14 protein-coding genes are annotated in these 19,747 nt (G+C 57.8%); 3 read left to right on the plus strand and 11 right to left on the minus strand.

The window, feature by feature from the left end; all coding sequences use genetic code 11:
- The first annotated feature begins 130 nt into the window (after positions 1-130).
- A complete protein-coding gene (locus ACN0WX_RS03100; protein WP_417620807.1) occupies positions 131-1,021 on the plus strand; it encodes an alpha/beta fold hydrolase in 891 nt (296 codons plus the stop codon).
- Positions 1,022-1,030: 9 nt separating this feature from the next.
- Here ACN0WX_RS03100 and ACN0WX_RS03105 read toward each other — a convergent pair whose 3' ends face one another.
- From ACN0WX_RS03105 to ACN0WX_RS03130, 6 genes are all read right to left on the minus strand, one after another.
- Positions 1,031-1,939 (minus strand): diacylglycerol/lipid kinase family protein, encoded by a 909-nt coding sequence (locus tag ACN0WX_RS03105; protein ID WP_417620808.1) that lies wholly within the window; start codon positions 1,937-1,939, stop codon positions 1,031-1,033.
- A 64-nt stretch (positions 1,940-2,003) separates the two neighbouring features.
- Positions 2,004-3,644 (minus strand): acyl-CoA synthetase, encoded by a 1,641-nt coding sequence (locus ACN0WX_RS03110; RefSeq protein ID WP_417620809.1) that lies wholly within the window; start codon positions 3,642-3,644, stop codon positions 2,004-2,006.
- 193 nt (positions 3,645-3,837) lie between these two features.
- The gene (locus tag ACN0WX_RS03115) at positions 3,838-4,995 is read right to left on the minus strand and encodes an NAD(P)H-dependent flavin oxidoreductase (protein ID WP_417620810.1); all 1,158 of its coding nucleotides are present in this window, start codon (positions 4,993-4,995) and stop codon (positions 3,838-3,840) included.
- Positions 4,996-5,086: 91 nt separating this feature from the next.
- On the minus strand, positions 5,087-7,087 hold the full coding sequence (locus ACN0WX_RS03120) for an acetyl/propionyl/methylcrotonyl-CoA carboxylase subunit alpha (RefSeq protein WP_417620811.1): 2,001 nt from the start codon (positions 7,085-7,087) through the stop codon (positions 5,087-5,089).
- 3 nt (positions 7,088-7,090) lie between these two features.
- Complete coding sequence (locus ACN0WX_RS03125) at positions 7,091-7,909, minus strand: enoyl-CoA hydratase/isomerase family protein (protein WP_417620812.1); 819 nt, start codon at positions 7,907-7,909, stop codon at positions 7,091-7,093.
- The gene (locus tag ACN0WX_RS03130; protein ID WP_417620813.1) at positions 7,906-9,528 is read right to left on the minus strand and encodes an acyl-CoA carboxylase subunit beta; all 1,623 of its coding nucleotides are present in this window, start codon (positions 9,526-9,528) and stop codon (positions 7,906-7,908) included. The genes ACN0WX_RS03125 and ACN0WX_RS03130 overlap by 4 nt, the downstream gene beginning before the upstream one ends.
- A 124-nt stretch (positions 9,529-9,652) precedes the next feature.
- On the opposite strand from ACN0WX_RS03130, the gene ACN0WX_RS03135 reads away from it, so the two are divergent.
- A complete protein-coding gene (locus tag ACN0WX_RS03135; RefSeq protein ID WP_417620814.1) occupies positions 9,653-10,378 on the plus strand; it encodes a TetR/AcrR family transcriptional regulator in 726 nt (241 codons plus the stop codon).
- A gap of 54 nt (positions 10,379-10,432) precedes the next feature.
- Here the strand turns inward: ACN0WX_RS03135 and ACN0WX_RS03140 are convergent, their stop codons facing one another.
- The 3 genes from ACN0WX_RS03140 to ACN0WX_RS03150 form a co-directional block, all read right to left on the minus strand.
- Positions 10,433-12,622 (minus strand): 3-hydroxyacyl-CoA dehydrogenase NAD-binding domain-containing protein, encoded by a 2,190-nt coding sequence (locus ACN0WX_RS03140; RefSeq protein WP_417620815.1) that lies wholly within the window; start codon positions 12,620-12,622, stop codon positions 10,433-10,435.
- A 107-nt stretch (positions 12,623-12,729) separates the two neighbouring features.
- A complete protein-coding gene (locus ACN0WX_RS03145; protein WP_417620816.1) occupies positions 12,730-13,944 on the minus strand; it encodes an acetyl-CoA C-acetyltransferase in 1,215 nt (404 codons plus the stop codon).
- A 138-nt stretch (positions 13,945-14,082) separates the two neighbouring features.
- Positions 14,083-15,243 (minus strand): acyl-CoA dehydrogenase family protein, encoded by a 1,161-nt coding sequence (locus ACN0WX_RS03150; protein WP_417620817.1) that lies wholly within the window; start codon positions 15,241-15,243, stop codon positions 14,083-14,085.
- Between the two features lie 141 nt (positions 15,244-15,384).
- Between ACN0WX_RS03150 and ACN0WX_RS03155 the strand changes: the two genes are divergently transcribed.
- Positions 15,385-15,951: an NADPH-dependent FMN reductase gene (locus ACN0WX_RS03155; RefSeq protein ID WP_417620818.1), complete on the plus strand. Its 567-nt coding sequence runs from the start codon at positions 15,385-15,387 to the stop codon at positions 15,949-15,951.
- 1 nt (position 15,952) lies between these two features.
- Here the strand turns inward: ACN0WX_RS03155 and ACN0WX_RS03160 are convergent, their stop codons facing one another.
- Together ACN0WX_RS03160 and ACN0WX_RS03165 are read right to left on the minus strand one after the other, a co-directional pair.
- Positions 15,953-16,966 (minus strand): SDR family NAD(P)-dependent oxidoreductase, encoded by a 1,014-nt coding sequence (locus tag ACN0WX_RS03160; protein WP_417620819.1) that lies wholly within the window; start codon positions 16,964-16,966, stop codon positions 15,953-15,955.
- Between the two features lie 213 nt (positions 16,967-17,179).
- Positions 17,180-19,672 (minus strand): TonB-dependent receptor, encoded by a 2,493-nt coding sequence (locus tag ACN0WX_RS03165; RefSeq protein WP_417620820.1) that lies wholly within the window; start codon positions 19,670-19,672, stop codon positions 17,180-17,182.
- Positions 19,673-19,747: the final 75 nt, after the last annotated feature.

The raw sequence follows: 19,747 nt of genomic DNA on the forward strand, positions 1-19,747 counted from the left end.
CGCGGGTTTTCGGAGGGCTCGCGGAGCGGATTGACGGGAAAACCGGGCTCTGCTCCGGCGAAAGCGCCGTTCTTGTAACGTCGGTTCTTTCTGTTACTGATCTTACTTACGAGCAGATCAGGAGCGATCCATGCAAGTCATGGCCAATGGCATTAATATTGAGGCAGAGGATCACGGAAATCCTGAGAATCCTGCTATCCTGCTGGTCATGGGTTACACGGCGCAGCTGGTCTATTGGCCGATGGATTTCATCAACGGGCTGGTAAAAAAAGGTTTCCGGGTTGTCACTTTTGACAATCGCGATGTGGGGCTATCCTATAAGTTCGACGGTGTGCGGGCGCCGCATCCGATCCGGCAGATGATCGCCAAGCGTTTTTTTCCGAAGCGGCAAATGGCACCCTATAATCTGAGTGATATGGCAAGGGACGCGGTCGGCGTTCTCGACGCTCTCAAGATCGAGCAGGCCCATATTGTCGGCGCGTCGATGGGCGGGATGATTGGACAACTGATCGCCGCAGATCATGCGGACCGGGTGTTGTCTTTCACGCCGGTGATGTCGTCAACCAATGGTCCGGGTCTTCCCGGAGCGAGTGCCGATGTACGCAGAGTGCTGTTGCAAACGGCGCGGGCAAAAGCACGCACACCGGACGAAGCGCTGGAACTGGGACTGGCCTTTTCGTCGCTCATTGCTTCGGAAGAAGGGCGGAATCGCCCGGAAGAACGCAAGGCCATGATGAAGCTGGCACAGGAACGGTCCTTCTATCCACCGGGCCCGAAGCGGCAAATGGCAGCGATCATCGACACCGGGAATTTACGACCGGTCGCCAAGCGGATCACCGTGCCGACGATGGTCGTTCATGGTGCCGACGATCCGTTGATCCCCTTCGCCTGCGGTCAGGACATTGCCGCCAATATCAATGATGCGCGTTTCGAACTGGTTTCGGGCATGGGCCATGATCTGCCACCCAGCAAATTGCCGGAGATGGTCGATCTGATAGCGGCGCATTGCCAGGCGGCCTGACGAACGGCCCTATTCCTGAATCGGCAGGCAATATGTGATTGCCCGTTTCGTCATCCTGATGTCCTGTGGTTGCGTCGCCAGCGTATCGCCATCCACTTGAAAAGCGGCCTGCCGGGACGGTTCATCCTCCGCGATTATCGTCAGACTGCGCGCCGCCAGGGATTGAACGAAATCAAGCCGCGCCGGATCGTGGCCGAGCGCAACCTGCGCGATGAACCGGAAGAAATCCCGGCGTCGTGCACTGGTCAGCGAGACGACATGAAACCTGTCCGACGCCAGACTAGCCTCCGGGGCCAGGGTCCATCTGCCGGCATAATGATGGGCCTTGACGACATAGAAGGCGCTGCTGGACAGATGATCTATCCGTCCATCGGGAGCCTCGACGACCAGATTATAGCGCAGTTTCGGCCAATGTCCGAGCAGCCGGACCATCGACCAGGCATAGGCCGGGCCGCCGATCCGTTTCTTCAGCGCAGGACTATGCCCGGCTACCGCCAGCCCGTCCGGACCGGCGCTGAGGCAGGCCACGAAAGGCTGATCATCGCTCGTTATCAACGGCGCTATAAGCCGCGCGGCCTTTTTTTCGAGAAACCCCGCCATAATCTCGCGCGCGAATATTTCCGGATCACCGGAATAGCCGAGCTCCTTTGCGACGAGATTGGCCGTACCGGCGGGAAATACACATAATGGCTTTGACAATTTCGCTCGGACTATTGATGCGACAACCAGTCGCAACGCGCCGTCGCCGCCGGAAAGGCAGACAAGGTCGCATTCGGGTAAAATTTCAAATTGCCCGTTTCTCTCGGTTTGTCCTTGTCGCACGATCGCACCGCACGCCTGAAACGCGCGGGAAAGAACGTCCAGCCGGAACCCGTCATATGTGCCCGAGGCCGGATTATGAAGGAGCTGGACTATCACCCGCCGTCCATGCGGGAGTCAGGAGCGATCCGTCAATGGTTGCGCTGCGGAAAGCGGACCGAATTCAAGCCGGCACTTGCAGCCGCTGCAGAGCGATCTCCTTGGCCGCCTTATATCCCGCCTTGCCATTGGCCGCGCGCGGGACCTCGTCGACCAATATTATGGCACGCGGGGCCTTATAGGCCGCCAGCTTCGAGCGGACGTGCTCGCTGAGCGCGGTTTCATCGAACCGGGCACCTTCCACCAGAGAGAGGACCGCCGTCACTTTCTGGCCAAAGCGGTCATCGGGAAGGCCGACAACCAGACAATCATAGACAGAATCATGGGTTTTGAGCGCCTCTTCCACTTCTTCCGGGAAGATTTTCTCGCCGCCGCTGTTGATACAGGCGGAACCCCGGCCAAGCAAAGTGATCGAGCCATCTGCCTCGACTGTCGCAAAGTCGCCGGGGATAGAATAGCGGACACCGTCGAAGGTCTTGAACGTCGCAGCGCTTTTAGCTTCATCCTTGTAATAGCCCAGCGGCACCATCCCGCCGTTGCAGATCAGGCCCATTTCGCCAGAACCGGGCGCCACGGGCCTGCCCTCCTCGGTCAGAACTTTTGTCGTTGCGTTCATCTCGAACTTTGCCGTCTGGTCGCTATTGATATTTTCTATCGTGGTGATGGAACTGCCCATGCTGCCTTCCGTCGATCCCATGCTGTCGACAATCGCCATCTGCGGCAAATGTTCCAGAAGACCGCGCTTGACCTCGGTGGACCACATAACCCCGGAGGATCCCATCATCAGCAGCGACGACAAATCATAAGATTTTCCGCCCGCTTTGGCATCGTCCAGAGCCGCCAGCATTGGCTTGGCAAAGACATCGCCGACGATGGTGATGTCGGTCGCCTTTTCATCTTCCGCCAGTTGCCAGAGCGCCCCCGGATCAAAATGGCTGTTGTCGAACAATATCACACAGCCGCCCAGGCTGTGCGGAATCATCGCGCCAATCCACATGCCGGTGCCATGCATCAACGGGCAGGCGGGGATGGAGCGCGATGCTGCGCCCATAGCGTGCAGTTGCTGTACAAGCGGTCCAAAGCTGGCGGCGTCGGTTGGCGGCTCCAACATCCGCATTTCAAACCCTTTGGCAAGCAACGCACTGGCAAAAGACTTGTGATCATACATCACGCCCTTGGGCATGCCGGTCGTACCGCCGGTATAAAGCATATAAAGATCATCGTCCGACCGTTCGATCACCGGCATCGGTTCGGTGCTTTGGAGAGTCTCTTCATAGGATAGCGCATCCGGCAAATGCTCGCCCGATCCATCGTCGATTTCGAGGAACAGTTTGACCTTTTCAAGCTGATCCCGAATCGCGGCCACGCGTGGAGCGAATTGGGCCTGAAAGATCAGGGCTTCGCTATCGCTATTGTTGATGACATGCGTCAGTTCCGCTTCAAGATAGCGGTAGTTGACATTGACTGGGCAGACGCGTGCTTTGAAGGCACCAAATTGGGATTCCATATATTCTGCCGAATTATAGGAATAGATTGAGAGCTTCGCGCCGGGTTCGAGACCATGATCAGCCAGCAATTGTGCAAGCCGGGCGGCGCGATTGTCATATTCTGCCCAGCTATAGCGTTTTGCACCATCGATAATCGCAGGCTTGTCGGGTATTGCCGCAGCTATATTTTCCCAGATATCGGCCATCTGCCAAGTCATGCGATTCTCTCCTGCTATTTTCTTTGGAGAATAGCCGGATTGCAGCTTTACGCAACCAAATGGCGATGAGGGCCGATTGCGGGGCGGAGAATCGGGTGAACTGGTTTATCGTTGTTAAGGGCGCTATTTCGATTCTGGCTAGATTCTGCGTCTCACCGGTGCTTGTCTTGAGAAGTTGGACATTGGTAGGAGATTATAATTCACCCAAATTGGCAGCGAGCCTCTCGTAAGCCGCCAGGAAATCTTCCTTGAATCCCTGTACCACCTGTCCTGCTGTCATCTGTTCGTTCATCAGTCCGACGCCCTGACCAACCCAATAGGTGGCAAGATCCTTCGCGCCCTGACTATCGCCCTGGCTGAGCTTGTCGAGCACTCGTAGCGGTGGCTCGGCGACCAGCGACTGCAATGGCATCGGCAGCGGTGTTGGCGCGCCTTCCGCCTGCCAGGCATCGGTCCAGGGGGAACGCAACTGCCGCGAGGGCTTGCCGGTGCGCGAGCGTGCCCGCACCGTATCGCGCGAGCTTGCGGCGAGCATTTTTTCTTTCACCACCGGATTGGTTTCCGCCTCCACCGTGGTCAGCCACACCGATCCGCACCAGACCCCGCTCGCGCCCATCGACATGGCTGCAGCCATCTGGGTACCGGTAGCAATGCCGCCAGCGGCGAGCACCGGTGTATCATCGCCCATAGCGGCCAGCGCGTTGCAAACCTCAGGAATCAGGACCATCGTGGATATCTCGCCGGTATGGCCACCGGCCTCGCCGCCGACTGCGACGATGATATCGACGCCGGCGGCGACTTGGTTCATTGCATGTTCTTTTGTCCCGATCAGCGCAGCCACCGGCACGCCGTGTTGTTTGCCCATCTCCAGCATCACCGGTGGTGGAACGCCCAACGCATTGGCAACCAGCCCGATCGGATGGCGAAAAGCAACATCAAGAATCGCCGCTGCCGTTCCACCGCGCAGATTCTCTGTGGAAGCAACCTGCTCCCGGCGCACCGCTTCGATATCGCCCGATATCCGCCCGACGTCGACACCGTGGCGCTGCAATATCTCGTTGGTAAATTGCTTATGGCCTTCCGGAATGGAAGCGAGCACGGTTTCGGGATCGAGCTGCTCGCCCTTGCCCTCGACCTTGTTGGGGACGATGATATCGAGACCATAAGGTTTGCCATCGACATGATCGTCGATCCAGCTGAGTTCTTCCTCCAGCGTTTCCGGAGAGCAATTGACGCCGCCGAAGACACCCATGCCACCGGCGCGGGAGACGGCGGCCACAACATCGCGGCAATGGGAGAAGGCGATCAGGGGGAATTCGATTCCCAGCATGTCGCATATTTTGTTGGTCATCGGGTCTCTCCTTTTACCGTTTGCCCTGAGCCTGTCGAAGAGGTGCTTGCGGTTGAACGTGCTTCGACAGACTCAGCACGAACGGCACCGATCAGCCGTCGGCCTCTTCGCTTTCCTCATCTGCTGCAATTTCCAGTATCAGGTCATCTGCCGCGATCTGGACACCCGCGCTGGCGGCAATGGTTTCGACCGTTCCGTCGATTTCCGCCAGTATCTCGTGCTGCATCTTCATCGCCTCGAGCACGGCCAGCTTGTCACCCTTGGCAACCCGGGCGCCTTCTTCGACCAGTATCTCGAGCAACAGTCCGTGCATCGGCGCAACCACGGTGCCGCCCCCACCGGCGTCCTCCATCGCGCTGATTCCGGTCAGGTCGGTGACCGTCACGCTGCGCGAAGGCAGGGCCAGATGAAGGGTACGGTGATCATCATAATAGATGGCTTCGACCGTGCGCCCGTCGACCCGCAATTTCGCCTCGTCGCCGGTCATGCTGATCAGGATGACTTCGGCAAGCTCTTCGCCAGCACTCACCCGATAATGACCGGGCCTGTCGACGTGGACATGAACGGTGCGCGCGTCTTCGCCATCGGCATATTGCACGACGGTTTCCAGCGCGCCGGTGTTGGACCAGTCGAGCATTTCCGGATTAACGTTCAGCGCCAGCCGGTGCGCGGCCTGTTGCCGCAGCTTGTGATGGAGCACCGCCGCAATCGCATAAGAGGTGAAATCATGCGTTCCGAGATCCACACCGTCTTCGCCATAATTTTTGGCGATAAACGCCGTGGTCGCTTTACCGTCGACAAAATCCGGACGGTCCAGCGCATCGATGAGAAAATCGCGGTTGGTACTGGGGCCAAACAGGGCGGTTTTCGACAGGGCCTTGATCATCCGCCGCCTGGCTTCGTCGCGGGTTGCGCCGTGGGTAATGATTTTGGCGACCATCGAATCGTAAAAGGGCGATACCTCGCCGCCGGTTTCGATGCCGCTGTCGACTCGCGCCACCGTGGAGGGCTTCCACAAATGGACGGGTCCGGTGCTGGGCAGAAAATCGTCGGCCGGGTCTTCAGCATAAAGCCGGACTTCCATCGCATGGCCGCTCAAGCTGATGTCCTGTTGTTCGAGACCCAGAAAGTCGCCTGACGCAACTTTCAGTTGCAGCGCGACCAGATCCAGGCCGGTGACTTCTTCGGTGACCGGATGTTCGACCTGCAGCCTGGTGTTCATTTCCAGAAAATAAAAGGCTCCCGACTGGTCGAGCAGAAATTCCACCGTGCCGGCGCCAACATAATCGACCGCTTTTGCCGCCTCTACCGCTGCTGCGCCCATCTGCTCGCGCAGCTCCGGCGTCATTACCGGACAGGGGGCTTCCTCGATCACCTTCTGGTGTCGCCGCTGCACCGAACAGTCGCGTTCGCCGAGATGGATGGTGTTGCCGTGGCTGTCGGCAAAGACCTGGATTTCGACGTGACGCGGCTTGATAATCGCCTTTTCGAGGATCAGCTCGCCATTGCCAAAGGCATTTTCCGCCTCGGACCGGGCCAGCTTGATCGCATTGGGCACGTCGGCAAGATCATGGACCAGCCGCATGCCGCGGCCACCGCCACCCGCTGCGGCCTTGACCATCAGCGGCACGCCGATTTTTTTCGCTTCGGAGATCAGCCGGTCGTCCGACTGGTCATCGTCCTGATAACCGGGCACGCAGGGCACACCCGCTGCAATCATCGCGCGTTTCGAGCGAGCCTTGTCGCCCATCACGTCGATTGCTTTTTCCGGCGGTCCGACAAAGATGATGTCCGCCTCGGCGCAGGCTTTGGAAAAGGTCGCGTTTTCGGATAGAAAGCCATAGCCCGGATGGACCGCATCGGCACCCGTGTCCTTCGCCGCCTGGATGATCGTGTCGACCAGCAGATAGGATTCATTTACCGGCGCCGGGCCGATCCGAACCGCGTCATCCGCCATTTTGACATGGGGCGCGTCGGCGTCTGCGTCGGAATAGACCGCTACCGTACGCATGCCCTGCGCCTTGGCCGTGCGCATGACCCGGCAGGCAATTTCACCACGATTGGCAACCAGAAGGGTGGAGATTCTTGTCATTGTCTATTCCTGTTCCGGCTTGACAACCCAATTGGGTTTGCGTTTTTCAAAGAAGCTGGCGACGCCTTCCCTGGCCTCCTCGCTGACCATGCGGTCGGCGAAATTTTCAGCAGCGAGACGGATCACCTCCTCGCGGGGCTTGCCTGCGATTTGACCGAGCAGCTGCTTGGTCGCAGCGACCGCACCCGGTGCTGTTCCCAGTACCTGTTTGCGCAGCTGCATCTCGATAGCCTCGAGTCCGGCGACATCGTCGGCGATATAATCGGCAAAGCCCAGTTCATGGGCACCGGCACCGTCGAAACGCGCGGCGGTCAGCATCAACCGGCGGCCAGTGGCATAGCCCAGCTTCTGGATCACAAAGGGCGAAATCTGCGCTGGCGTCACGCCAATGGCGGTTTCGGTCATTGCAAAGCGCGCGCCGCTTTCGCAGATCACGACATCGGCACAACAGGCCAGGCCGAAGCCCCCCGCCATCGCTGCGCCTTCGATCAGCACGATCACGACCTGCGGTGCAGTGTTGACGAGATCGAAAATCTCCGCCGCGCCGCTCGACATTTTGATGATGGCCGCGCGGTCGCCGCTTTGCTGGAAATTCTCCTTGAAATTCTTGAGATCCGCACCGGCACAAAACACCCCGCCGCGCCCGCGCAGGGTGATCCCGCGCACCGTACGATCATCGCGCACATCCGTGAGCACCGCGGCCAGCTCTGCGACCAGCGCGTCGCTGAGCGCGTTGCGATTCTCGGGCTGGTTGAACCAGATGGTCAGCCAGCCCTGTTCAAGCGCGAGTTCGAGCGTTTCTGTAGCCGGCAGATTCGTCATATCCGCGCCACACCAAAGGCATTGGGGTGTAGCGTCCGGTTCTGCGCCTCGAAGATCGTTTCCAGCGCGAATCCTAATATCTTGCGGGTGTCACGCGGATCGATCACGCCATGATCAAGGCACCGGCCGGAGGTGAAAAACGCACTTTCCTGCGCTTCGAAAATATCCTTGATCCGCTGTTCCTGTTTCGCGATCATCGCTTCATCGGGTTCCACGCCCTTGCGCTTCGCCTGTACCCGGGCGACATGGCTCATCGTATTGGCCGCCGAGGCGCCCGCCATTACGCCGGTCTTGGCATTGGGCCAGCTGAACAGGAAATCGGGTTCGAAGGCGACGCCGCTCATCCCGTAATTGCCCGCGCCAAAGCTTGCGCCAATATAGAGCGACAATTTCGGTACCCTTACATTGGACACGGCCTGGATCATCTTGCTGCCCAGCTTGATCATGCCCTTATGCTCTGACTCGGTGCCGACAATATAGCCAGTCGTATTGTTGAGGAATATGATCGGCAGTTGCGACTGGTCGCAGAGCTGGAAGAAATGGGTGGCCTTGGCCGCTGCTTCGGGGTCGAACGGACCGTTGTTGCCGATCAGGCCGACGGCATGGCCCATGATGCTTGCCTGCATGCAGACGGTTCCCGGACCGTAGCGCGATTTAAACTCTTCAAAGTCCGAACCATCGACGATCCGCGCGGCGACTTCGCGGACATCATAGGGGATTGTGTAGTCGGTCGGCACCACGCCCGCGATCTCGTCTATATCATAGACGGGCTCTTCATAATCATTGCGGCGAATGGGGCTGGTATTTTTGTTCCAGTCGATTCGTCCCATCGTTTCGCGCGCAATGGCAATGCCATGGGCATCATCGTCGGCGAGATATTCTACCGTACCGGTCGTCGAGGCGTGCATTTCGCTACCGCCCAGTTCCCGATCGTCGGCGACTTCGCCAGTGGCTGCATGCACCAGCGCTGCGCCGCCAAGCGCGGCCATGCCATTGTCGCGCACGCCGATGACATAGTCTGACATGCCCGGCATATAGGCGCCGCCCGCTGTCGATGGTCCGTGCAGTACCACCATGGTCGGGATACCCGCTGCGCTGAGCCAGGCAAGATTGCGGAACAGCATCCCGCCATGAGCCCATAGCTCGACCTTATATTCCATCAGATTGGCGCCGGCGCTCTCAACCAGATGGATGAACGGCAGTTTCAGTTCCTGCGCCATTTTCTGTGCGCCCTTGCTGGCATCCCAGCCGCCCGATGTGGCGGCGCCCGCGCGGATCCCGCTGTCATCGACCCAGATCATGCAGCGCACGCCCTTGACGAATCCGATGCCCAAAATCACGCTGCCGCCGGGAATGCTGGTGTCGGGATTGTCATCCTCGACCATATAATTGGCCATATTATATAATTGCAGCCAGGGCATGCCGGGATCGATCAGGCGTTTCAACCGTTCGTGGGGAGTCAGCTGGCCGCGCTTCTCGAACGTGGGTCGTCGTTTTTCCGATGCGGCCACAGCGCGTTCTTCGAGCGTCCGCAAATGATCAATCAGCGCCAGCATGTCTTTGCGATTCTGCGCAAAGCTTTCCGAATTGGTAACAATTTTCGATTTGAACTGGGGCATGTTCAAGAAGCCTTTGCGAGAATTAGCATAGCCGAATATTCGTTGTTTGACACGTCGAGTCTCCTATGGCTATTTGAATAGCATTCGGCATTTTCGAGTCAAGCTCATTAAAGGAAAGATTTTCGTGACGACAGCGGTTAATCCGGAAACCCAGCGGGCCAAGCTGGAGCGCAAGGAACGTGCGATTCTGGATGCTGCGCGGTCTGTTTTTATCGAGCATGGCTTTGATGGCGCGCGCGTATCCGACATTGCGCGCCGCGCCAGTATCGGCGAAGGAACCATCTACAGCTATTATCAATCGAAAGCAGAATTGATGCTGGCCGTGCTGCAACAATTTTGGGATGGCCTGACCCTTGAAGCCCAAGCGGTCATGGCAACGAGTCGGGCCGAGGGATTTTTTGACCGTTTGCGCACGCTGGCACAATATCATCTGAACACGGTCATTGTGAACGCGGACTTCATCAACCTTACCTTCGCGTTGCGCCGCAACAATAGCGAAGTCAGTGTGTCGCGCGATCACCTGCGCCACTATGTTGCTGTCTTCGATGAACTGTTTCGGCAAGGACAGGATCGTGGGGAGTTGAAGGAGGATGCCATATTGTGGCAGGCGCGTGATATATTTTATGGCAGCCTTGAATATAGCGCGCGGTCCATCGAGATGACGATCAACAAAGAGCATAAGGCACGGGAACAAGAGCCGGTTGTGGAGCAGATGGTGGCGCTTTTTCGGGCCCATTACGGCACGAACCAGAGCGCGGCCGCTACAGACCGAACAGGCTTGGAGCGATTGTCTTCGCAGATCGAGCAGCTCACCAGAAAAGTAGATGCACTTTCAGAACGTCTATCTTAGCAGGCAAAAAAAGAGCCCCCGAAGGAGCTCTTTCCAGAAGTATTCTGATTCAGTTCAGGCAGCTTTGTAAAAGCTTTCACCCGCGTCCGCTTTCTCGCGGAAGCTCATCGGTGGCTTGAACCGCTCGCCATATTTTTGTGCGAGATTGTCGGCCATGCGGACAAAATTGTCGATACCCATCGTGTCGATATGGCTCATTGGACCGCCGGTCCACGGTGCAAAGCCCCAGCCGAAAATCGCGCCGAGATCGGCGGACTGCGGATCGGACACCACGCCTTCGTCGAAACATTGGGCGGTGGCAATCAGCTGGATGAACATCAGCCGTTGTTTGACCTCTTCGACATCTGGCTGATCTTCCGCCAGCGGGAAATGGTCGGCAAGGCCAGGCCATAGTTTTTTCGAACCGTCTTCAGCATATTCGTAGAAACCGCCGCCAAAGCGCCGGCCGCGCCGGTCGATCTGATTGACCATGATGTCCATCAGGTCCTCGGTACCGCTCGGAACATAAGCGTCGCCCATTTCTTCCTTGGTTGACGTCATGATATCATAGCCCAGCTGCAGCGTGGTTTCATCGACGACCGCGAGCGGGCCAATCGGCATACCCATGGCGATTGCGGCATTTTCGATCAGTGCCGGTTTCACGCCTTCCGCCACCATCAGCATGGCTTCATTGGCATAAGGCGGGAACACCCGGTTGGTGTAGAAGCCGCGGACGTCCTTGACGACGATCGGAACCTTCCGGATCTTTGCGTTGTAATCGAGCGCCACGGCGAGAGCCTTGTCGCCGGTTTCGGCGCCGGGGATGATTTCCAGCAGCGGCATTTTCTCGACCGGCGAGAAGAAGTGCATGCCGATAAACTGATCGGGCCGTTCGCTGTTCTTGGCGAGACCGGTGATCGGCAGGGTCGAGGTGTTGGAGGCAAAGACCACATCCTTGCCAATGACCGCTTCGGTTTTCTTGATCACATCGGCTTTCACATCGGGCCGTTCGAACACTGCCTCGATGATCAGGTCCACGTCTTTCAGATCATCATAATTGTCGGTCGGGGTGATCCGCGCCATGAAGGCTTCGGCCTTTTCCTTGGTCATCTTGCCGCGCTGGACACCCTTGTCGACAATCTTCTGGCTGTAATCGATCGCCTTTTGTGCTTCTTCCATATTGCGATCGAGAACGACGACATTCATCCCGCCCTTGGCCGTGACATGGGTGATGCCCGATCCCATCAGGCCGGCACCGAGAACGCCAACCGTCTTGATATCGGAAGCCGGAACGTCCTTGGGACGCGCCGCGCCCTTTTCTGCCGCCTGCTTGTTGATGAACAGGGTGCGGATCATATTCTTGGCTTGCGGGCCAGAGAGCAGCTTGGTGAAATATTTGCTTTCGACGCGCAAGGCAGTGTCGATCGGCAACATCGAGCCCTCGTAGAGGCAGGACAGGATTGCCTTGACCGCTTCGAAATTGCCCTTGCTCTGTTTCAGCGCCATCGCCGAAGAACCCAGATAGAGCGGTACGGCGCGGGGATCCATCGATCCGGCACCACCAGGGAATTTCCAGCCCTTCTTGTCCCAGGGAGCTGATGCCTTGGGATTGGCCTTGACCCATTCTTTCGCCTTGGCAACGACCTCGTCGGCAGGGACGACTTCGTCGATAAAGCCCTGGGCCTTGGCGGCCTGGGGATTGGCCGGGCCGCCCATCATGATCATCATGCCGGCAGCCTGCAGGCCCGCAAGGCGCGGCAGACGCTGGGTACCGCCACCGCCGGGCAGCAAGCCGACCTGCACTTCGGGCAGGCCAAGCTGGATTTTCGGATTGTCGGCGCAAACACGATAATGACAGGCCAGCGCCAGTTCGAGACCACCGCCCAGCGCAAGGCCGTTCAGGGCACAGGCGACCGGCTTGGCGTGGGCCGTGCCCTTGAGCAGGTCCTTGGCGCTGTTGCCACCGGTTTCCATCCGCCGCAGCATGCCGTTCAATTCCCATGCGCTTTCGAAGGCTTCCGCCATGCTGTCCGCCTTGGAGCCGCCGAGCATGTTGAGATCGGCGCCAGCGAGGAAACCGGATGCCTTGCCCGATGTGATCACCGCGCCCTTGATCTCGTCATTGGTGATCAGTTCGTCGACAAATTTCTTGTAGTCTTCGATCAGCGCTTCGTTCCAGACATTCATCGACTGGCCGGGGAGATCGATGGTGACCAGGGCAATGCCATCGCTGTCCAGATCGACTGTAAGTGTTTCGTAGGTCATGTGTTTTCCTTCATGTCTCTTCCTGTGCCCCGCATTTGATGTGGAGCCTTGGCAAGAGGGCGGTTGCCAGCCCTCCGGAGCTCCGCATCAAGTGCGGAGCACGAAAATTAGTTCACCCGTTCGATGATCGTGGCGATACCCATGCCGCCGCCGATGCACAGCGTCGAAAGCGCGGTCGATTTGCCCGAGCGCTCAAGCTCGTCGAGCACCGTGCCGAGGATCATCGCACCGGTCGCGCCCAGCGGATGGCCCATGGCGATTGCGCCGCCGTTCACATTCATGACGCTATGGTCGACGTTCATAGCGTCCATGAAGCGCAGGACCACCGCGGCGAATGCCTCGTTCAATTCCCACAGGTCGATATCCTTCGCGGTCATGCCAGCGCGGTCGAGCGCTTTTTGTGCGGCAAATTCCGGGCCGGTCAGCATGATCGTCGGTTCGGATCCGATCGACGCCATGGACACGATCCGTGCCCGCGGCTTCACGCCATATTTCTCGCCTGCCAGTTCATTGCCGACGAGCACGGCTGCCGAACCATCGACGATACCCGAGCTGTTGCCAGCATGGTGGACATGGTTGATCTTCTCGACATCGGGATGCTTCAGAATCGCGACATCGTCAAAACCGGGCATCTGTTCGCCCATCATCTGGAAGGCGGGTCCGAGCGCGCCGAGTGACTGCATGTCTGTTGCAGGCCGCATCAGTTCGTCATGGTCGAGCACGACCTCGCCGATCACGTCGCGGATCGGCAGGATGGATTTGGCGAACCGTTTTTCGTCCCACGCCCGGGCGGCGCGCTTCTGGCTTTCGACCGCATAGGCATCGACATCGTCGCGGCTATAGCCATATTTGGTGGCGATCAGATCGGCGGAAATGCCCTGCGGGACAAAATATTCCTGGAAGACGAGGCTCGGATCGGCCATGCCGCCGAGACCGTCGCTGCCCATCGGAACGCGCGACATGGATTCAACGCCGCCACCGACCGCGAGGTCGGTTTCTCCGGATTTAACCTTGCCGGCGGCAATGTTCACCGCTTCCAGACCGGAGCCGCAAAAACGGTTGACCTGAATCGCCGAGGTCGTGTCGGCATAGCCTGCCTTTAGTGCGGCCATGCGGCTGATTACCGCACCCTGTTCACCGACCGGGGAGACACAGCCAAAGGCGATGTCTTCTACTTCATGGCCTTCCAGACCATTGCGGTCATTGACTGATGCCAGCACCTGAGCGGCGAGGTCGAGAGCGGTGATTTCGTGCAGGCTGCCATCGCTGCGGCCCTTGCCGCGCGGGCTTCGCACTGCGTCGTAAATAAAGGCTTCGGTCATTGGGGGTCCTCTCGTTGGAACTGGTGGAAGGATTTCGGCAATCGTTAATGCTGCGCTGCAGCACAGTCAAGCAGTTTACGTAAACGTCAACGTTGGCACCGCCGACTCGCCGTGCCCTTTTTCCGCTTTCACCATAAACTATTCGAGGATCGATTGGTATTTCTGGCTGAACACATCGCGGCCGACGATATAGCGCATGATTTCGCTCGATCCGGCGTAAATCCGGCTGACTCGCGCATCGAGGAACATGCGGCAGATTTCATATTCCTTCATATAACCGGCACCGCCATGCATTTGTACGCCCAGATCGACCATTTCCCACTCGAGTTCGCTACCGATCATCTTACCCTTGGCGGCCATGTTGGACGTCAGCAGGCCCTGGTTATGCTGCTCGACGCAATGATCGATGTAGACCTGGAACATATCAATCTTGGCGTCGAGTTCGGCCATTTTGAACTGCGTATTCTGCATATCTGACAGTTTTTTGCCAAATACGTCGCGATCCATGACAAAGTCGCGGGTGATGTCGAAGGCATGGCGGGCGGATGCGCCATATTGCACCATGCCGATCAGCCGCTCTTCGGCCAGACCTTCCATGAGATGGACAAAACCCTTGCCGGGCTCGCCCAGAACATTTTCCTTCGGCACTATGACATTGGTGAAAAACAGCTCGGCCGTATCCTGGGCCGATTGTCCCATCTTGTCGAGATTGCGGCCGCGTTCAAAGCCTTCCATACCGCGCTCGACGATCAGCAGCACCATCGCATGTTTGCTGTCGGCCCCTTCCAGCTTGGCCGCGACAATCACGACATCGGCGTTGATACCGTTGGAAATATAGGTCTTCGAACCATTGAGCAGATAGTGATCGCCCATGTCTTTTGCGGTCGACTTCATCCCTGAAAGATCGCTACCTGCACCCGGTTCGGTCATCGCCACAGCCAATATCGTCTCGCCACTGACGCATTTTGGCAGGAAGCGTTCGCGTTGTTCCTCGTTGCCGAAATTGCGGAAATAGGGCCCGACCAGACGGCTGTGCAGGGTTGCATACCATTCGTGGCATCCGGCCCGCGCCGCTTCCTCGATGATGATCTGCTCGTAGCGGAAATCATTATCGCCCATCCCGCCATATTTTTCATCCGGCCAGATCATCAGGAAGCCCTGATCTCCGGCTTTCTTGAATATCTCCCGATCGACAATCCCGGCTTCACGGAATTTCGGCATATGCGGCGCAACTTCATCGGCCAGAAAACGGCGATAGGCATCGCGGAACATATGCTGTTCTTCGGTAAATTGGCGCATAGGTAAATCCTTTGAACTGATGGGAAGACGTGGAGGCTGGTAAGCCGGTCTTTGTTTGCGGTCTTAATGCGCCGCTTTTAATCGGTCAATTAAGAAACAAGAGCGTTGCAATCTCGAGCCGATCATCGGTATGGCACGCTTGTGGATCAGATAAAAAAACCCTTCATTCTTGGACTTGGTGGTACGACCAGTCCAGTGTCGTCGACCGAACAGGCCCTGGCGATCGCGTTGCAGGCTGCGGCCGACGCTGGCGCGGAAACCGCGCTATTCGGTTCGGACCGGCTGATGGCCCTGCCCCATTATCGTTCGGATCCGGCCGGCCTCAACCAAACGGGCGAGGACCTGGTTGCGCTGGTGCGCCGCGCCGATGGGTTGATTATCGCCAGTCCGGGCTATCACGGAACGGTCTCCGGACTGGTCAAAAACGCTATTGATTATATCGAAGAAACATCGAACGACGACCGTATTTACCTGGACGGTCTGCCAATTGGCCTGATCGTCACCGCTTATGGTTGGCAGGCGGTTGGCAGTACGCTCGCGGCGCTGCGGTCGATTGTCCATTCGTTGCGCGGCTGGCCGACACCGCTGGGTGTGGGTATCAATGCGTCCGGCGGAATGTTCAAGGATGGTATGTGCACCGATCCGGGAGTCAACGAACAGCTGAAACTGGTCGCTCGGCAAGTCATGCTCCGCGCCGAAACGCGCTGAATCACATCTCCATTATTTGCGGCGGCGAATTGCCGTAAAAATCGCGATACCAGCTGACAAAGCGCGTCAATCCGTCTTCCAGCATGACCTTGGGCGCATAGCCGGTGAGCGCGTGCAGCTTCGAGACATCGGCATAGGTTGACGTGACATCGCCCGGCTGCATCGGGCGCATGATTTTCTCTGCTTCGATGCCTAGCGCCGCTTCCAGCGCGCTGATCATGTCCATCAGGCCGACGGGGCGGCTGTCTCCGATATTGAGAATACGGTGGTCATGCGGTTCCGGCGGGTGATCCAGCGCGCCCAGGATGCCGTCGACGATATCGTCGATATAGGTGAAATCCCGCGCCATTCTGCCTTCGCCATAAACCTCGATCGGTTCGCCCGCGAGAATTTTCCGGGTGAAACCGAAATAGGCCATGTCCGGCCGACCCCAGGGGCCGTAAACCGTGAAGAAGCGCAGACCGGTCTGCGGAAATCCGTAGAGCCTGGCATAAGACTGGCTCATCAATTCACAGGAGCGTTTTGTTGCCGCATAAAGGGAAACCGGGTTGGTGGCCGGCTCCTCTTCGGTAAACCCTTCCCCGCCCATCGGCTTGTCGCCATAGACCGAGCTGGAGGAAGCATAGACGAGATGCTGAAAATTGTCGGCATGGCGGCTGGCTTCGAGCAGCGCCAAATGGCCCTGCAGATTGGACTTCTGGTAGGCGAATGGATTGTCGATGCTGTAACGCACCCCCGCCTGCGCCGCGAGATGGATGATCCGTTGCACGCCATGGGCTTGTACCAGCGTCTTGACGTCATCGGCATCGGATACGTCCATCCGTTCAAAGCGGAAGCCCTCCAGCGCCTCGAGATTGGTGAGGCGCGCAGCCTTTAGCGCAGGCTCATAATAGTCATTCAGATTATCAAGTCCGATCACCGTTTCGCCGCGGGCGATCAGCCGGGTCGAGACAGCATGACCGATGAACCCGGCGGCCCCGGTTACCAGGATGGGAGCGGTTTTGGTATCAGGCATGGTAGCTTCCGTGAGTGGCGATTACCAGCGCTCTAGCACGAACCGGTAAAGATTTCGCAAGGGAATGCGGTTGTGCCGGGCGGCCAGGCTGCACGGCGGGGTGACTTTGTCTTTGAGGCCAATAAAAAAACGGCGGCGCTTTGCAGCACCGCCGTCTTTATTCTCTCATCTGCTCGCGACCTTTACCGTCTCCAGCAGAATATTTCGTCCGGCTTAGTAGCCGAAGATCAGCGAGAGGCTGGCTGCGCGTGGCGAGCCAATCTGGACAAATGGTCCGGTGCTGGTCAGACCGCCACCGAAACCGCCAACGTAAAGTTCGTCGAACAGGTTGGTAACGTTCAGCTGCAGGGCCACATCATCGCCGAATGGATTTTCGGCGATTGTCCAGCGCAGGTCAAGATCGACCAGCGTGTAACCATCAACCGATGCGGTGTTGATGTCGTTCACCCAGCGTTTGCCGGTGTGCTTGACCTGTGCACCAAGCTCAAAGGCGCCGACGCGATATTGAGCGCGGGCACCGACGCTCCATACTGGTGCACCACTTTCATTCTTGCCGGCAGTTGGAGCGAAGTTGCCTGCACCCAGCTGCACGTCGTCCTTGATTTCGGATTCGTTGATCGAACCGAAAACATAAAGCATCGCGTCCGGGGTTGGCATCCAGGCGATCGAACCGTCGATACCATATTTGTCAACCCGGCCCAGGTTACGGAAGATCGTTTTGTCGAGGACCGGATCATAAGCGGTCGCCAGACGGTCATTATAGCGGGTGAACCAGCCAGCAGCCTGCGCCTGGATATTGCCGTTCTGATAACGGACACCCAGATCGATGCTGTCGGTGGTTTCCGGTAGTGGTTGAACGCCCGGTGCATCCGACGGGAAGTACAGTGAGTTATACAATGGGTCGGTCCCCGGTACCGAAAGGCCCTTCGCATAGTTGACGAATACCGATGCCTGACCGAAGGAATAGGTCAAGCCAATGTTCGGCAGGATGTCATCATATTTATAGGTCCGCGACTGTGGCACGGCAGAACCGGTAACGGTGTTGGTTGCCGCGTCAAAGACATAGGGATTGGCTGCTTCGTAAGCCGCGTTGACACCGCCAACGCAGTCCAGAAACCCACTCGCCGAAGTCGTGTAGCAATTCTGGTTCAGTTCACGCGTGAAAAACGGTGCGCGCAATCCGATGACCGCAGTCAGGTCACCGAAGTTGCCGCGATATTCACCCGAAACCTGGTGCAGGGTCGCGTATGACTGGCGATCACGCTTGTTGAGCGTGAAACCATCGGCGGTCTGCAATGGATCGTTGATCGGGAAAACATCGGCAATATCACCGTTCAGCAACGCAACCGAGGTAGAGCCGGTCTGACGGTGGTTCGCGTCGTCATAGGTATAGGCCAAGCGAACGCTGTGATCTTCGTTGATCTTGAACGACAGGTTCGAGATAACACCGAAGCGATGGGTCCGAGTCTGGCTTGGATCGAAGCCGCTGACTTCGTCGAGCATATCGCCGTCACCATTAAGGTCGCGTCCGTAATAGTAACGGCCGCTGAGGAAACCAGTCATTTCGGTTCCGCCGACGTTGCGGGTACCTTCGAGCAGCTCTTCATTGCCGCCGCCATTAGCTTTCACATATTGGTAGCTCGGGTCGACCGTCAGGACGAGGCCTTCTGCCAGAGTGAAGCGCGAAGCGCCGCGGATGTTGCCGGTGTTCGACGGGTTGAAGCGACGATCAAATTCGGCACCGCAACCATTGACGCCGTCTGGATCGACATAGCCAGGCGCAGCAACTTCAGCAGGTGTTTCGAATACGCCAGGGACGCTGTCGACCGTGCAAGGATAGTTGATGTCGTAGAACCGGTCAGCCCGGGTTTCCGGGAAGCTGTTCAGCGAGAAGGAGCCGAAGAAGTTGTTGCGGTTCTCGTTATAGTGACCGGCTACAGCAACAAAATCGCCATCGCTGCCGATATCCTGCCAGATGCGACCGTTATACTGCTGCTTGTCGACCCGGCCGTAGTTGTTGAACGGGTTGTCGTAGCGGACATAGCTGGCCGAAACGAATGCCTTGGTGCCCATGCCGGTGATATCGCCAGTATCGATCATCCCGAAACCGCGCATATACATGCGGCTATTTGGCTTGCCTTTTGCGAAGACATCACCAACCGACAGAGTGCCGGTCAGTTTGAAATCGTCGCTTGGCTCGCGGGTCCGAAGGTTGATCGTGCCGCCAACAGCCGAAGCGGTTGGGCTATCAACATCGGTCACGCCGAGGTTCACATTCACCTGCTCGAAAATTTCCGAGTCAACCTGCTGGTTGGTGTAGAGCGCGTAGTTACCCGAGTCGTTGAGCGGCAGGCCGTCAAGCGTCTGAGAGATACGGTCAGAGCTGAAGCCGCGGATTGTGAACGAGCCGCCGGAGGAGCCCCAGGGATCATTATTCTGGAAGCTGACACCGGGAACGAGGTTGACGATATCATTGACCGTCTGGCCAGGCCGCTGGCGGCGGATGATTTCTTCGTCGAGAACCTGTTTCGCTTTTGGCGTCTTGGGAATTTCTACCCCGCCTACGTCACTTCTGCCGCCGGTGACGATAATTACGTTATCTTCGAAATCGACGGTGCCGGTTGACTGTGCCGATGCCGGCACGGCCATCAGGCCTGCTGTGGAAAGGCTGACAACGCTGGCAGCCAAAAGATATTTGATTTTCATGATATAAAATCCCCGTTTCATGAACCGCATAAAAACTGTAAAAGAGAAGATCACCTGCAAAAAAAACGCAGTCAG

The sequence above is a fragment of the Parasphingorhabdus sp. genome, assembly GCF_048269915.1.
In the GTDB taxonomy this organism is placed as follows: Bacteria; Pseudomonadota; Alphaproteobacteria; order Sphingomonadales; family Sphingomonadaceae; genus Parasphingorhabdus.

Bases quoted from the DNA above. Each gene is read 5' to 3' on its own strand.
- ACN0WX_RS03100 (WP_417620807.1), top strand. From the start codon at position 131: ATGCAAGTCATGGCCAATGGCATTAATATTGAGGCAGAGGATCACGGA.
- ACN0WX_RS03110 (WP_417620809.1), bottom strand. From the start codon at position 3,644: ATGACTTGGCAGATGGCCGATATCTGGGAAAATATAGCTGCGGCAATA.
- ACN0WX_RS03115 (WP_417620810.1), bottom strand. From the start codon at position 4,995: ATGACCAACAAAATATGCGACATGCTGGGAATCGAATTCCCCCTGATC.
- ACN0WX_RS03120 (WP_417620811.1), bottom strand. From the start codon at position 7,087: ATGACAAGAATCTCCACCCTTCTGGTTGCCAATCGTGGTGAAATTGCC.
- ACN0WX_RS03125 (WP_417620812.1), bottom strand. From the start codon at position 7,909: ATGACGAATCTGCCGGCTACAGAAACGCTCGAACTCGCGCTTGAACAG.
- ACN0WX_RS03130 (WP_417620813.1), bottom strand. From the start codon at position 9,528: ATGCCCCAGTTCAAATCGAAAATTGTTACCAATTCGGAAAGCTTTGCG.
- ACN0WX_RS03140 (WP_417620815.1), bottom strand. From the start codon at position 12,622: ATGACCTACGAAACACTTACAGTCGATCTGGACAGCGATGGCATTGCC.
- ACN0WX_RS03145 (WP_417620816.1), bottom strand. From the start codon at position 13,944: ATGACCGAAGCCTTTATTTACGACGCAGTGCGAAGCCCGCGCGGCAAG.
- ACN0WX_RS03150 (WP_417620817.1), bottom strand. From the start codon at position 15,243: ATGCGCCAATTTACCGAAGAACAGCATATGTTCCGCGATGCCTATCGC.
- ACN0WX_RS03160 (WP_417620819.1), bottom strand. From the start codon at position 16,966: ATGCCTGATACCAAAACCGCTCCCATCCTGGTAACCGGGGCCGCCGGG.
- ACN0WX_RS03165 (WP_417620820.1), bottom strand. From the start codon at position 19,672: ATGAAAATCAAATATCTTTTGGCTGCCAGCGTTGTCAGCCTTTCCACA.